The following is a 14,923-nucleotide window of genomic DNA, read 5'->3' on the forward strand; positions in this document are numbered from 1 at the left end:
GATCACTCCGTAAAAGAATACAATGAAATTGGCTGTTTCTTTGATTCCGCCTTAGTATTGGCAATCCTCTCTTCCGCCATTTGGCAATATTCCGGCGATATCTCGATACCGACATAGTGTCTTCCGAGTTGTTTAGCGGCTACCGCAGTAGTGCCGCTTCCCATAAACGGGTCGAGAATTATCTGCGCATTTGTCGAAGATATTATCCGGTCTATCAACGCCACAGGATACGGCGCCGGATGCTTATTATTGAGTTCCTGCGTAAATTCCCAGATATCTCCATAGGCATTGGCTTTGGGAACGAGTTTAAATTTCGGTTTGGCAATAAGATAAATAACCTCATAGGTAGGCAGGAAATAACCGGGATTGAAATTAATTCCGCCCTTTCTTCTCCAGATAATTATCTGCCGCACAGGAAGGTCATATACGATATCGGCACGGTCTTGCAGTAATCCCGCCTGCACCCTCCATTTGTGATTGTAAAATATTGCCCCGTCATCCTTCAGTACACGCATACACTCAAGCAATACCTCATGCTGCCACGCCGCATACTCCTCATGCGGCATATTGTCATCATAGTTTGCGTATCCGTGCACCAGAGCCGCATTCTGCCATTTTCCGTGATTGGGATTTTTCATCCCATTTCCCGTGGAATTTTTGAGATTGTACGGCGGAGATGTAACTACCAGATCAACGGAATTGTCGGGGAAAGTCCTCAGAACGGGTAATACATCGCCGCATACGATCCTGTCAAGCGGCAGGGTTAATTTAGACATCTCTCTTTATTGATATGACTCACGCAGTGATAAAATATAATCACTGCCGAAGGACTTACTGCACAGCCGCCCTTGCAGCCGCGGCAATCTCTTCTATTTTCTCATCGATTCTGGATTCTTTCTCGGTGAGCGCGAATTTGCCGGCGACTTTCACACCCTTCTCACTAAGCAGTTTCTCCGCGGCATCAAGAGTTTCCGTGCCGCCGCTGCCCTTCATCGTCGAAAAAATCACCGCCGGTTTTCCGGCGCCGCCCGTAATATCGCTTATGAGCGTGTTTATCGGAGGTGCGGGACGTGCCGCCCAGACCGGCATTCCGAGAAGGAAGACCTCGCAGTCGGAGACGTCGGCATTTATCTCCTCAATCGGGTCGCAGTCACCGCAGCGTGCACGCTTGATGCCGACGGAATACGCGGTAAGCGAATTATAGGCTTTTTTCGGTTTTATCTCAACGACATCGACGAGATCGTCGGTACCCGACGAGAGCTTTGCTTTCAGAGTCAGAGCAAGCTCGCGTGTCACGCCCGAGTATGAATAATAGAATATCTTCGTTTTCATCTTGTAATGAATAATTTACGGGTTTTGATATATATTTGCGTATTATTTGCGTATGGTGAGAACTGCCGAATCAGCCTGATTGGGGTCTTTTAAAAACGGAGTTCATCAAATAAGAAGTTGCATCTTTATATAATAATTAGTACAAAGATGCTACTAACCAAAATAGATCAGCAAACCGATTGTTCGGCAAAAAAATTCTCAAAAAGGGTGTTTAAATGACGGATAATACACCGCATCAAAAGATATCGGTCGCAATCGACGTTCTTATTTTCACCGTCGAAGACGACACACTCAAGATAGTTCTCGTAAAACGAAACGAAAAACCGTTCAAAGATTTATACGCTCTTCCCGGAGTTGCACTGCGCGAATCGGAAACTCTCGAGGAAGCGGCTGAGAGATCGGTCGGAGAACGCACCGGACTCAAAAACATATTTCTCGAACAACTTTACACCTTCGGCGCTATCGACCGCGATCCGCGAAACAGGACGGTTTCGGTGGCATACTACGCCCTCACCGATCCCGAAAAGCTCATCGCCGTTCATAACGCCGACGGAGTCTCACTTGTGCCTGTGAATGAAGTACTTGCAGGCATTTCGCCGCTTGCCTTCGACCACCGCGAGATGATAGATTACGGCAGAAAAAGGCTCTGCGGGAAGGTAAGTTACTCGGGGATTGCCTTTGAATTTGTTCCCGAGGAGTTTACCCTGCCGCAGCTTCAGAGAGTCTACGAGATACTCCTCGGCGAAAAACTCTACAAGGCAAACTTCAGGAAAATGATATCGCCGCTCGTAGAGGAGACCGGAAACATGCTCACGGGTCAGGCACACAGACCGAGCAAACTCTACAGGAGAAAAGGCTGATATAGCAATTTTGACTATTTTTAGGGCACATCTCATCGCTCTCACTATTTTAATTCACACTTTTAAATTTTCAATTTTAAATTATCACTTTTTTGCCTGCACTATCACACGACATAGTAGTATTTTTATACTATGCTTAGTACATATATACTACTAAGTAGTGAACTTATACTAAGTCACTGACGGGTACAACTGTCATAGCTGCTGTCAGCGCTGTTTCAGTGTAACTGTCAGCGCAACCGTCATTGCCGCTTTGTATGGGATCACTGCGGAAACTACACAAAGGATAGTGCAGTATGAACAACTTAACCGAATTCTGGAAAAATGAGATCACCGGATGGAAGAAAAGCGAAATATTCTGGCTTGCATTTGCCAACGTCGCTATCCTTGGCATCTCACTTTACATGGGCGACACTGCCATAGGAATAATTGCTTCACTTACCGGTGTCACCTGCGTAATACTCTGCGGCAAAGGTAAACTTTCAAACTACATATTCGGAGCCGTGAACGTGGTATTATACGCCGTTGTCGCATGGAACGCAAAATACTACGGGGACGTAATGCTCAATCTCCTCTACTACCTCCCCGCCAACATCATAGGATGGTTTGTGTGGAAAAAGTATCTGGACAGCGAAACCGGCGAGGTCATCAAAAAGAGGATGACCATACGTCAGGACATAGTCGTAACCGTCATCTGTATTGCGGGCATTATCGGCTACAGTTGGATTCTCAAAGCCCTCGGCGGCAATCTGCCGCTGATAGACAGTATGAGCACGGTTCTGTCCGTAGTGGCACAGATACTCATGATCAAACGCTTCACCGAGCAGTGGATAGTCTGGATAATCGTCGACGCGGTCTCGGTTGTAATGTGGATTGCGGCATACTTCAACGGAACCGAAAGCATTGCAGTTCTCCTCATGTGGATAATCTTCCTGCTCAACGCAATCATAATGTATGTAAAATGGTACAGGGATTCAGCGGAAACCATGAGATACGAAGCAGAACCGATGGGGGCGTAAATTATGGGCAATGAACTCAAAGCGGGAATGAAATATCATGTCGGAATGTACGGCGGCGCTTTCAATCCCATGCACAACGGTCACATGGAATGCATTCTTAAAGCCGCTTCCATGTGCGAAAAGCTCTTCGTGGTCATTTCATACCGCAACGACGCATCCGACATCGACGTAAAGGTAAAATACCGCTGGGTCTACACACTGACTTCGCACATCGGCAATGTAAAGATAATCCTTCTCGAAGACAGACTGAAGAACAAGAGCGAATACACACGCAAATACTGGGAGGAAGACAGCCGAAAGATAAAAGCTGCGATAGGCGAAAAGATAGACGCGGTCTTCTTCGGCAGCGACTACGATAAGGACGGCATCTGGAAAGAGTGCTATCCGGAAAGCGAACCCGTAATCTTCGAACGCGACGGATGCAACTCGACCGCGATTCGCAATGATGTTTACGGGAACTGGGACCTGCTGCCGTTATTCGTAAGACCCTACTATGTAAAGAAAGTCCTGATAATCGGCATTGAAAGCTGCGGTAAATCGGTGCTTGCAATAAATCTTGCACACCACTACCACACAAACTTTCTTGAAGAAGTCGGACGCGATATGTCCTTTCTTTCAGGTTCTCCGACCATGATGCTCACCGAAGACTATACAAGGATACTTCTTGAGCACAAGGCAAAGGAGATGCGTCTTATAGAGTTCAGCAACAAGGTACTCATAGAGGATACGGACTGTCTTATCACCCGTTTCTTTATGGATTTCCTCGAAAACGAAAGCGAAGATAATCTGGCTCTTGCGGAAAGTATTGCAAAACTCAATCACTATGACCTCATACTCCTTGCCGAACCGGACGTCGAATGGGTGCAGGACGGTGACCGCAGCGAGAAAATGGCTGCAAATCGCAGGCACTACAGCGAACGTGTGGAAAAACTCTACAACCGCTTCGGGTTCAGGTGCGAACACATTTCGGGAACCTACGCCGAAAGATACGAAAAAGCGATAAAACTGATAGATGCGCTTTTTGTACCGAACGATAAAAAATAAGCCGAAACGATATACAAAAAATATATTCAAAAACTATATGCACAAACGATGCGGATCACATATCTGCGTGATCTGCACCTTTTTTAAGAAAATACGCTGTTTACTCAGAAACATCTCTGCCCTTCATCGTTGAAAGAATCACGGCATCATCTTCATTTTCGCTTTTTTACGAAAGATTTCCGCAGGATTATATCTTACGAGAGTCCATTTCTGTTTGGAATACTAATGCCCGTCGATCTGAGAAAAATATCCAAAATTATTCTTGTCATGATAATCATTGCAGTCAATGTTTTGGTTATTCTATACTGCGGATACGCTTATTTCGGGATGAGAAACACTCCCTATGTCGAGATGAATTGGTTCGGTCCATATTCCATAAGTCTCATGAACCCATGGATAACTCAGGAAATTGTCGCGGCGAATAATTCACACAGTATTTTTCAGATCACAAAAGATTATGCCGACAATCAGATAATCTACTACCCCATGAATCATACTTATGCGCTGAACTGCTCTTTTGAGCCGGAGATAGAATTTGATCATTACTACATACTCGATTATAATACTTTTAAGCAGCTTGAACCCTACCCTGTCGTCTCAACCAAGGATTTTAAGATGCCGCAGGATTACTACAATCCGAAATACGCACAGTGCATGCATGTAGTCTATCATCCGTATGCCGTTATAGAAAACAACACGCTGAAGTATAACATACTGGTCTTCAATTACCGCGATGAGCCTGTCTCAATAACAGAAATAGGGGCGTATACGGATGTTGACGGTCAGGCAGTTATCTATAATAGGGAATATGATTATCCGGGCAATGATTATGAACGCCATACGCTGAATATTTCTATTCCGCCAAAAAGTTATTCGGAAATCGATGTCGAAACTCAGTTGCCGAAAATAGAGATAGATTACAAACTGTTGGAACGTTATCCTGATCCGCATATAGGAAGCAACGTAAGAATATTCGGACATGATCCTGAAAATGCACGATTTACACATATGGGCGGCATATTGAGTATCTCGCTTTGAGATCTTAAACATTTTTTCATCATATTACCCCGATGCATAAGTGCTATTTGATATTTCGGAAAAAACCGAAAGAAAAACCAGATCTCATATAAATCGCCGCCATAATTATGATTGCAGTACAGGGAAGATGCTCGGGCAGTATTCAGATAATCACACAGTATTTGAAAATCAGGTGTTTTAATGAATAAGAGAATTATACCGATAGTAATTGTTGCCGTATTAATCGCAGTTCTTTCCGTTTCAGCAATAAATAGCAATAACGAATCGGCGGTGGAAATAGCGGAAAGTTCACTTCATGAATTTTTAGGGGCAAAAGACCGCGATGTGACGTTTAAAGGGACTGAGGATTTGTATTTTACCAAGCACTACATCTTTACCTCTAAAGACGGAAGCATGTTTCGGGTTGACGGAAATCTGAAAGATGTTGTCAGCGCACTTTTCGCCGAGAACTATGATGACGGAAATACATTGGATGTCTTGATAACCATGGATGAAGCGGAAGAGTATGCACGCAAATACATTGAATATGCCTCAGGGGGCAAGAAAAGAGAACTCAGTATTATAGAGAAATCTCTGAAAGATCATGGGGCATTCAAGGATTATTACTTTATATTCTGCGAAGTATCAAATGATGTAATGCTGTTTAACAGAGTTATTATCAAAATTAATCCATCAAACGGAGATGTCATGAGTTATAACTCAATTAACAGTCCGCTTAATGTATCTCTTAATCCTAAGATATCAATTGAAAAAGCAGAAGAAATTGCAGTCGCACAATATAAGGACATATCGGGCGCCAAGTGCAATTCAAAACTTATTGTGGATTATCCGAACGGAAAAGACCAAAAACTTATCTGGTTCATTACGGTTACGGGCGAACCCAAAGACATGATTACGCAGGGCGGCGATGTAACAATCGATGCAATGGACGGAACAGTCTACACGGTTAACGGCTTTAAGTAGACATGTAAAATTACATATCCCACATAAAATTTGTGATAACAAAACACCCTTTTTTTAAAATCTTTCTCGCGCCATTCATACTTTCAAATAGAACAAATCAGAAAATAATAATTCCTTTGCTATCAAATTACTGATAAATGGCGCTCGATGAAATCATCTTAAATCCCGAAAAGATTGACGCACTGTCATCAAAATCAAGACGGGAGATATTGAAACTGCTCAAAGGGCGCCGGATGACATTATCGGAGATATCGGAAGAACTTAACCTTTCGGTCTCCACGGTTCACGACCATATGACAAAACTCACGGAATCGGGACTGGTTAACCTCGACGATGACGGCAGAAAATGGAAGTATTATTCGCTGACGAGGGAAACAAGGAAGATCCTTGACGGCGGAAGCAGCCATAACGTCATATTTGTCTTTTCGGCTATTCTGATGTTTTCAGCCGCAATATACTCCTTTGCAGTCTTCATACGCGGATATGAACCCAAAGCCGCGGCGGCATTCACCCTTCACGATCCTGTTTTCTTCTTCGTCGGAGAGTTCCTTCTCTTTGCGGCGGTCTACCTCGGCTACATTACGATATGCAGGAAGAGATATGCGGAATATGCAAAAACTGATTGATACCTGATTGACAATTTAGGAAAGCAGTTGCGGTTTCGGTCGCGACCACAATTCCGTCCGATTACCGCCTGCTCTTCAATTCCGCAATCCTCTCCTTAACAACGCCGAGCACTTCGCGGGCGTCACGTTCCTTCTGAGAGAACCAGCGGCTTTTACGGTATTCCGTGAGTTGTTTCAGAGCCGCATCCGAGATTACCCTACGCGATGCCGCCTCCTTGATAAGGGAATTGAAATTCCGCCGCGGATAGTAGACCGCCGCCGCAATCCGCACCATCTCGGCCGCCTCATCCGCGGTTAGAATTCCCGAATAAACGCAGTTATCCAGATTTGCGCGGATATCGACAAGCGCCTCGCTTACGGCTTCGTTGGTGAACGGGTCGCAGGCAAGCGCAACCTCATCGTCGGACTCGATAACGCCGTCGCGATACATCTCATAGACCCTTCCCACGCCGGTCATGCCGAAGGTATCCAGCTCGCAGGCCCGCAGTGCACCCATCGATGACGCACCGAAGACCTCGATTCCGGCATTAAGGACCCTGAGCAGCTCGCGGTGTCCCACCGAACAGTCCTGGAAGAAAAGACCGTCGATGATGCAGACAATCCGCGGTTTCTGTTCAAGCACGTACTCAATATCACCGCGCTTTATCGGCGGCATGTATTCAACGCTTACTCTCCCGCAGTCGCCGTCGAAATCCCGCGGCAGAATGCGTTCGGCCTCACTCTGTCTGAGACTTGGCCCCAGAAAAACGATTACGTCTGGCATTCCTGCACCTCTCTCCCATTCTCTGATTATCTATTGCAAAAGATTCAAGCCCCGGGACTATAACCCTTACCACCTCGATATCGGCATCGAGGGTAGAGAGACTTGCCGCGAATATATGTTTCGTGCCGCAACTCGCGAGCCTCTCCGAGATATACTCAAGTTCCTTCGAGAAATCGCAGACGCCGCTGCCGTAATCCGCCTCAAACCGCGGAATATCGGCAAAGTTCCGCATATCGGCCCTAGATTCGGGAACGCCGAACCATTTTTTGTTAAGCCGCTTCGTCCTATCGTAGCCTATCTGCTTCCGAAACTCGGCCTCGGTCGTATCCTCGCGTGCGCCGTGTATCTGGGTCAGACGGCTCTGTGCGGTCTCGGTAACGGCACGTATCGCGGCGACCGCCGGCGAAAGACTCGTCCCCATGCCTATGCAGAGAAGAGACGGGTCTTTGAGTCTTACGTCGTCGCTGACGGCGGCAATAGTAGGAATACCGTTATCAGCGGTTATGTCCCGCAGGATTACGTCAACGCCGTTATCCGCAAATCTCCTCAGAAGCTCACGAAGTTCGGCGCATTTATCAAGGTATTCCCCCGCGGCAGATGCGGATGCCTCATCCGCTCCGGAGGGCTTTTCGGGTATGGTATCGATATCGATTACCTTTCCCGCAACGCCCGAAGCCTCGACAAGCGACCACGCATCGCGCTCGATAACCTCGCAAAGACCGTATAACGCCGCTTCGTTGAAGGTGTTGCCCGACGCTATTCCGTTTGTGCTCGTCCGCATGAATCGACCGTGGGTATGCGGCACGGGGTGAAAGACCGCATGTGCCGGAAGAAGGAGTTCGTCGCCGCTTACGAGATCGCGGCACTGATACCACGGGATTACGGTATCGGGGCTAATCCCCTGCGGCAGAATCAGTTCCGCGGGATCCAAAGCCTCCGCAGGATTCAGATTCGAATATCTGTCAAATATCAGTTTGCGGTCGCCGACTTCGGCACAGTAGCGTTCTATTCCCTCCATTACCGCCGAAACCCTTGCTTCGTCGTCGGTAAGCCCCTTGCCGTTGTAGACCGATATTGCACCGTCGGCAGCCCCCGGGCGTATGCAGGAGAAGACGGGAATACCTATCCTGTCAAGTCCGGTTATCTCCGCAATGCGTGTAATTCCGCATTTTTTTGCCAGCGGCAACACAATCTCCAAAGTTTCCGCAGGAGTTCGGGTTCGAAGCATTCAATAGATTATTGACGGATCTTTTTTTATATCTGTCGAAGATGTGTAAACCGGAAAAGTGAAAATACATTTTTATTTACCATCATAAAGATTCATTAACGATTACATCAGTAATATTTGCGAAGTGATAATATGTCAGATATCTTCAAATTCTCAGTATTTTTATTAATTCTGCTATCGCTTGTCTCGATAGCGGGAGCAACCACCACAGAAATTCATCAGGGAAACACGGTCTTTGTCGGCGAAGACGGACTGCATTTAAACGACGATGTCTTTTACGACGATGACACAAAGATAGCGTTCTTCGGATCGGGTAAGACGACAGGTGCCCCGGCATACGTAGATACCCCTTCAAAGTCAAGCTTTTCGGTTATGGCAAGCACATTTAAGGACAGACAGGGTGCATGGTATTCATATCCCAAAGGCGCGGAAAACGGTCATGTGGCATTCTATGTAGACTATCCCAGCATTGATATGAGACTATACGCATACCGCGGCGGCGACAGCTTCGATATCACGAACGGAAAGATAGTCTCGGGTGAGACTCTTGACTTCAGAATCGACTCCAATCTTGCCCCCATATTCTCCAGAACGGGTGTCACGTCCTCGGATGAAGGAGTGGACATTGTATTCACCAATAATTACGGTGCCACACTGACGTCCCTTTACAACTGTGCGGGCGTCCCCGTTTCAATAGTTAATCTGCATCCCACAACTTCCTCGTTCTTTGCGCCATCGGGCTCACTGACATGCTTATGGGATACGGGAAATTCCGCATACAAAACGGGTGATTACACAATCTATGCCAAGGTAAATGTCAACAATATCTACAATAATCTCGGCTCGATACAGGGCGTTACCGTATCGCCGACAATAGGCACGAAGACAAAGACCGAGGAGGTATCCATGGGAATAGATACCCCAACGCCGACACCCACTTCATCTGTCTCGACCTCGGGTTCACCGAGTTCGATAAAGACAACGGCGCCGACCGTAAAGCCGACGGCAAAACCGACGACGGCAACACCCACACCAACGCCGACTTCGACAGCCGAGCCGACAGCGGCAGTAACCGAGACACCTGCACCTACTCCGGTACCGACGCAAACACCCTCATCGCCGCTCGGCACGGTTACCATTATGTCCGCATTGATACTCGGAATTTTAGCATTTGCGGCAATTAGAAAAGACTGAAATCCAATACCGAATTTCAATATCTTTTTTGCAAAATTGCCACTCGGAAAAAATCGGAAAAAACGAAATTAAAGTTAAGTTTAGAATTAATTCTTAATTCTTAGTATCAGTTTTGAATATAGGTTATTTTCTTCTCAGCGCAAGGAATACCGCACCGATAACGCCCAGAACGACAACTGCCGCAGATACCGGGGATGTCTGCTTCTTCTCTACCTTGTTCTCCGCATAGTTCAGATTTGCAAGAAGGAGATTGTTCATCGGGTCTATCTTCAAGCCCTCTTTCGAGACCGCAATCTCTTCATCATATCTTCCGAGACCGCCGAGCGCCGTTCCCTTGTTCGCGTATGCCGCAAGAAGAGTCTCGGTATCCTTCAGATTCAGGGCAAGTGCGGTGTCACAGGCGGCGATTGCCTCATTGTATCTGCCGAGCGCATTCAGAATAGATGCCTTGTTGACATAGCCTTCACCCTGCTTCGGGTTTAACTCGATTGCCTTGTCGGCCGCTTTCAGTGCCTCATCATATAATCCGTCATACTTTTCGCCGTTTTCCTTAAGGATGCCGGCTTTGATACTCAGAATGCCGGCTTTTGCAGAATATGCAACCGCGAGGTTGGGATTTAACTCGACAGCACGATCCAGATATTCAAGAGCCTTATCCAGATATCCCTGATAGGCAAGATCGTTTGCCCTGTTGTAATAATCTATGGCGGAGACGGGAGCACCGCTCATCACAAGTCCGTCATCGGACTTAATCGCCGCCGGCGTCTCGACGACAACGTTGTCGCCTGTGACCGAGATTTTAACGGAATCTCCGGCGGAATTTGTCTCGTTTTCCGCAGCCGATACCGCAGATACGGCAAGCAGCAGGATAAAGAGAACTGCCGATACTGTTACAATATTAATCTTCATGGATCTCTCATATTAAGTAGATCTGCTCGGTATTCAAATTTAGGATTGAAACGGTTAAACGGATGCAGACTTTTTCTCTGCAAAATAAAAAAATAGGGATTTTAGGGATTTTAAGGATTTTATGAGTTCATGAATTTATGTGTCTATGAATTTATGAATTTATGAGTTTATGATTTATGAATTTACTATTTTAGCAGTGATATTACTTCTTTACTGGAATATCAATGCCGTATTTCTGAGCATTGCTGTCGGCGATTGCCTGAATCTTTGCAATCTCGTCTTTGTTCTCCTGCGGCCTGTAAAGATGTCTGAATCTCTTCTGAGCCTTGAGATAATCATCGACGGGTATACGCTTTACCTTCTTTACCTTCTCGACAACGCCGTTTACCATCTCGTAATTGACCCAAAGACCTGAATTCAGCGCGAGTCTTCCGAGTTCCATGGTCTTGCAGCCGTCAAAGCCCCATCCGGTGCAGCAGGGTGCATGAACCTGAATATAGCAGGGACCTTTGATGCTTAAAGCACGCTTTACCTTGTCCATGAGATCCTTCGGAGTCGCAATCGAGGTCGTCGCAACATACGGACTTCCGTGCGCCGCGAGAATCGCGGGAATATCCTTCTTTGGTCTTGAGTTGCCGTTCGAAAGTTTACCCGCGGGGCTTGTCGTCGTGCTGGCGTCAAAGGGCGTCGCACCCGAGCGCTGGATACCCGTATTCATGTAAGCCTCGTTATCGTAGCAGATATAGGTGACATCGTGACCACGCTCGAACATGCCGCTGATACAGAGCATGCCGATATCGAATGTGGCGCCGTCGCCGGCGATTACGATTACCTTCTCGTCGCGTCCCTGCCTCTTGAGCGAAGCCTCGACGCCGGATGCGACAGCCGCGGCATTCTGGAAGAGAGAGTGAATCCACGGTGTCTTCCATGCTGTCTCGGGATACGGCGTCGAGAAGACCTCCATACATCCCGTGGACGCGACTATGATTGTATTCGGACCTGCCGCCCTTGCAATCAGTTTACCCGCAAGTGCCGGGCCGCATCCGCCGCATGCACGGTGACCCGATTCGAAGTAATCGACGGAAACGTTCTCTTTCTCTGTATTCCCTGTCATTTCAGCAACTCCTCCCGAAGACCGAAGAAGCAGTCATTTCTGCCCTCCTTTGCCCACTGCACTATCTGTTTGATATCTCTCTTCCTTATGTCGCGACCGCCGAGACCGCCGACATACGAGAAGATATTCGGACTGTCTTTGTAGACGGCATCCTTTACCTCGAGACCGACCGCGCCAAGCATCCTCGAACCGATACTTATGTTCTTCTCGATTACGGCGATGTTCTTCACGCCTTTGAGAGCCGTTCTGACCTCTTCGGACGGGAAGGGTCTGAACGAGCGGATCTTAAGTAGACCGACCTTCTCGCCGGCATCCCTCATCTCATCGATGGCATCTTTTGCCGTTCCGCATATCGAGCCCATGGCAACGATTGCCGTCTCGGCATCCTCAAGCCTGTATCCTTCGACGAGACCCGTGTAGTCGCGACCGAACTTCGCCTTGAATTCGGCGGCAATCTCACGGTATGCCGCTTTTGCACGTATCATGGCGGCGTTAATCTCGTAGCGGAACTCCTGATAGCAGTCGGGGGTTGCATACATACCGAATGACATCGGGTTCTTCGCGTCAAGTCTGTGAAGCGGGTTGAATGCCGGCAGGAACTCGTCAATCTCTTTCTGCGAGGGGATATCGACCGGCTCGAAGGTGTGCGAGACAATGAATCCGTCAAGGCAGACAAAGCACGGGAGCAGAACATCATGTCGTTCCGCAAGCTTATAGGCGATGAAATGGAGATCCATTGCCTCCTGTGCGTCCTCTCCGTATATCTGCATCCATCCGGAATCGCGGAGGAAGATTGAATCCTGCTGATCGTTCCAGATATTGAGCGGCGCTCCGAGCGCACGGTTGGCAATCGTCATGACTATGGGCAGGCGCATACCTGCGGCATTGAAGACAACCTCCGCCATGAAAGCTAGACCCTGTGATGTCGTTGCGGAATATACGCGCGAACCCGCGGCGGATGCACCCACACAGGATGACAGCGCCGAGAACTCGCTCTCGACGCAGATATATTCCCCGTTGAGATCGCCGTCTGCGACCATCTCGGCAAGACGCTCGACTATATGCGTCTGCGGGGTGATGGGGTATGCGGATACAACCTGCGGGCGGCAGAGCTTTACCGCTTCCGCCACGGCATGCGATCCTTCGGTTATCTGAAGCATTATTTTTCCTCCTTCTTCATTGTGATTGCATCCTTGGGGCATTCTTCCGCGCAGAGACCGCAGCCTTTACAGAAGTCATAGTCCACGCTGTAGAATTCACCGCTCAGGGTTATGCAGACCTCGGGGCAGATTAGCGCACATGTGCCGCATTTGTTACACTTTGCGGTATCGAGCGTCGGGCAGAAGACACGCCATGAGCCCGTTTTATTGTTGCGTGCATGTCCCGGTGCCGCAACCGCGCCTACGTTAAGTGCCATTACATCTCACCCTTTACGATATTGTAGGCGGTCTCTGCCGCACGTATGTTCTTTTCGGCAAGAGGTCCGGCAAATCTCTCGTTAAGCGAGGCTTTGAGGGCATCGAGGGAGATTTCACCCGTTGCCGCCGCAAACGCGCCCATGAGTGTGGTGTTCTCGATAGGAAGACCGAGCACCTCAAGTGCGATCTTTGTGGCATTTATCTTCAGGATCTTTACGCCGGCGGGGGCGTTCTCGACATCCTTCTCGGTGTTGATTACGGCAATGCCGCCTTCTTTCAGTCCCGCAAATACGTTTACGTCTTTGAGAAGGGTAATATCCTGAACAATGATGTAGTCCGGCTCGTAGATCTGACTTCGAAGTCTTATCTTGCGGTCGTCAAACCTAACGAATGCCTGTACCGGTGCACCCCTTCGTTCGACGCCAAACGCGGGAAATGCCTGAGAATAGACATTGCTCTTGAATGCCGCCATTGCTATAAGCTCGGCGGCGGTCACGGAGCCCTGTCCTCCTCTTCCATGTATTCTAAGTTCTCTCAATAAAATCCCTAATAGATTTATCATGATTATTTATTAAGAATTTTCTATACGTACCTTTTGCGCAAAATAATTCTGCACAAATTATGGCTGTTTTTCAAAAATAAATTCAATTTACTGCAATATCCCCAATCAAGAATTATCTGTACAAAGTTTTTTGGTTCATGGGAATAATCAATATACAATGGATCTGAGTACAGAGCGCTGTAACCCCAACATTGAGAGATTGCCGCCACTTACACGCAAAGAGACACTGGAGTTAATCAGAGTGGTTCCGGGGTGGTCCGTGGTTGACGGAAAACTGAGGCGCATATATGTGAAGGAGAGTTTTGAGGACTGCGTCAGGTTCCTTACCGAGCTTGACGACCTTGCAAAACGCGAAGGGCATTTCCCCGATGTTTCGATTACAAAAGGCTCATCCCTTGAGGTTGCATGGTACACCTACAAATGCGGCGGCATTACCAGAAATGATTTCATAATGGCGTCCAGAATGAATCACAGCGACAGATTCCAGTGAGTATTCCGCAGTGATTATTCCCGAGATTATTCAGAGATAATTACAAAGCAAATTCCGAAGGGAATCACGAAGATAATTCCGAAGGAAAATTGTATTATAAACAGAACGGAATAATCGCGGCAAAATAATTAAAAAGAGATATAATTAATCCTCTTTCAAAACATATTTATGCATAAAATACCATGTAGTATGGTACACGAAGCGAGGTGGGGTAGTCAGGAAATCCCGACGGGCTCATAACCCGTAGATCATTGGTTCAAATCCAGTCCTCGCTACTCATCTGTTTTGGTTCAGTTTTAAGATTTTTAGCTGTTTTGTCAGTATTTTTAGCTACATTTCATTTATTTTTCAGTCTTGTTGAGT

The 14,923-nt window shown here is 47.3% G+C and carries 17 protein-coding genes and 1 tRNA gene; 9 read left to right on the forward strand and 9 right to left on the reverse strand.

Annotated elements, in window-relative coordinates:
* Positions 1-2: 2 nt before the first annotated feature.
* On the reverse strand, positions 3-776 hold the full coding sequence (locus tag T502_RS05075; protein ID WP_042706057.1) for a DNA-methyltransferase: 774 nt from the start codon (positions 774-776) through the stop codon (positions 3-5).
* 55 nt (positions 777-831) lie between these two features.
* A complete protein-coding gene (locus T502_RS05080) occupies positions 832-1,332 on the reverse strand; it encodes a flavodoxin family protein (protein ID WP_042706058.1) in 501 nt (166 codons plus the stop codon).
* A 215-nt stretch (positions 1,333-1,547) separates the two neighbouring features.
* Here T502_RS05080 and T502_RS05085 point away from each other — a divergent pair, with 215 nt between their 5' ends.
* From T502_RS05085 to T502_RS08555, 6 genes are all read left to right on the forward strand, one after another.
* Positions 1,548-2,192, forward strand: coding sequence for an NUDIX hydrolase (locus T502_RS05085; RefSeq protein ID WP_042706059.1), 645 nt, complete (start codon positions 1,548-1,550; stop codon positions 2,190-2,192).
* Between the two features lie 296 nt (positions 2,193-2,488).
* Positions 2,489-3,211, forward strand: a complete 723-nt coding sequence (pnuC, locus tag T502_RS05090) for a nicotinamide riboside transporter PnuC (protein ID WP_042706060.1) — start codon at positions 2,489-2,491, stop codon at positions 3,209-3,211.
* 3 nt (positions 3,212-3,214) lie between these two features.
* Entirely contained in the window at positions 3,215-4,255 is a 1,041-nt protein-coding gene (locus tag T502_RS05095) for an AAA family ATPase (RefSeq protein WP_211248146.1), read from the forward strand.
* 327 nt (positions 4,256-4,582) lie between these two features.
* Complete coding sequence (locus T502_RS05100; protein WP_157197472.1) at positions 4,583-5,293, forward strand: hypothetical protein; 711 nt, start codon at positions 4,583-4,585, stop codon at positions 5,291-5,293.
* 180 nt (positions 5,294-5,473) lie between these two features.
* On the forward strand, positions 5,474-6,256 hold the full coding sequence (locus tag T502_RS05105; protein WP_042706062.1) for a hypothetical protein: 783 nt from the start codon (positions 5,474-5,476) through the stop codon (positions 6,254-6,256).
* Positions 6,257-6,393: 137 nt separating this feature from the next.
* Positions 6,394-6,882 (forward strand): ArsR/SmtB family transcription factor, encoded by a 489-nt coding sequence (locus T502_RS08555; protein WP_052359175.1) that lies wholly within the window; start codon positions 6,394-6,396, stop codon positions 6,880-6,882.
* Between the two features lie 61 nt (positions 6,883-6,943).
* On the opposite strand, the gene T502_RS05115 is transcribed toward T502_RS08555, so the two are convergent.
* Positions 6,944-7,645 (reverse strand): TfuA-related McrA-glycine thioamidation protein, encoded by a 702-nt coding sequence (locus T502_RS05115; protein ID WP_042706063.1) that lies wholly within the window; start codon positions 7,643-7,645, stop codon positions 6,944-6,946.
* Positions 7,599-8,843, reverse strand: coding sequence for a YcaO-like family protein (locus T502_RS05120; RefSeq protein WP_281172079.1), 1,245 nt, complete (start codon positions 8,841-8,843; stop codon positions 7,599-7,601). Before T502_RS05120 ends, T502_RS05115 begins: the two co-directional genes overlap by 47 nt.
* A gap of 162 nt (positions 8,844-9,005) precedes the next feature.
* Between T502_RS05120 and T502_RS05125 the strand changes: the two genes are divergently transcribed.
* Complete coding sequence (locus T502_RS05125; RefSeq protein WP_042706064.1) at positions 9,006-10,067, forward strand: DUF3821 domain-containing protein; 1,062 nt, start codon at positions 9,006-9,008, stop codon at positions 10,065-10,067.
* Between the two features lie 123 nt (positions 10,068-10,190).
* Here T502_RS05125 and T502_RS05130 read toward each other — a convergent pair whose 3' ends face one another.
* The 5 genes from T502_RS05130 to T502_RS05150 all read right to left on the reverse strand — a co-directional run bounded on the left by T502_RS05130 (position 10,191) and on the right by T502_RS05150 (position 14,046).
* On the reverse strand, positions 10,191-10,976 hold the full coding sequence (locus T502_RS05130) for a tetratricopeptide repeat protein (RefSeq protein ID WP_042706065.1): 786 nt from the start codon (positions 10,974-10,976) through the stop codon (positions 10,191-10,193).
* 202 nt (positions 10,977-11,178) lie between these two features.
* On the reverse strand, positions 11,179-12,090 hold the full coding sequence (locus T502_RS05135; RefSeq protein WP_042706066.1) for a thiamine pyrophosphate-dependent enzyme: 912 nt from the start codon (positions 12,088-12,090) through the stop codon (positions 11,179-11,181).
* Positions 12,087-13,250, reverse strand: a complete 1,164-nt coding sequence (gene porA / locus T502_RS05140; protein ID WP_042706067.1) for a pyruvate ferredoxin oxidoreductase — start codon at positions 13,248-13,250, stop codon at positions 12,087-12,089. Before porA ends, T502_RS05135 begins: the two co-directional genes overlap by 4 nt.
* On the reverse strand, positions 13,250-13,507 hold the full coding sequence (locus tag T502_RS05145; protein ID WP_042706068.1) for a 4Fe-4S binding protein: 258 nt from the start codon (positions 13,505-13,507) through the stop codon (positions 13,250-13,252). Before T502_RS05145 ends, porA begins: the two co-directional genes overlap by 1 nt.
* Positions 13,507-14,046, reverse strand: coding sequence for a pyruvate ferredoxin oxidoreductase subunit gamma (locus T502_RS05150; RefSeq protein ID WP_042706069.1), 540 nt, complete (start codon positions 14,044-14,046; stop codon positions 13,507-13,509). Before T502_RS05150 ends, T502_RS05145 begins: the two co-directional genes overlap by 1 nt.
* A 181-nt stretch (positions 14,047-14,227) precedes the next feature.
* Here T502_RS05150 and T502_RS05155 point away from each other — a divergent pair, with 181 nt between their 5' ends.
* Together T502_RS05155 and T502_RS05160 are read left to right on the forward strand one after the other, a co-directional pair.
* Positions 14,228-14,560, forward strand: coding sequence for a 4a-hydroxytetrahydrobiopterin dehydratase (locus tag T502_RS05155; RefSeq protein WP_042706070.1), 333 nt, complete (start codon positions 14,228-14,230; stop codon positions 14,558-14,560).
* A gap of 200 nt (positions 14,561-14,760) precedes the next feature.
* Positions 14,761-14,835, forward strand: a tRNA-Met gene (locus T502_RS05160).
* The last annotated feature ends 88 nt before the right edge of the window (positions 14,836-14,923 follow it).

This window comes from Methanomicrobium mobile BP (assembly GCF_000711215.1).
Classification (GTDB): domain Archaea; phylum Halobacteriota; class Methanomicrobia; order Methanomicrobiales; family Methanomicrobiaceae; genus Methanomicrobium; species Methanomicrobium mobile.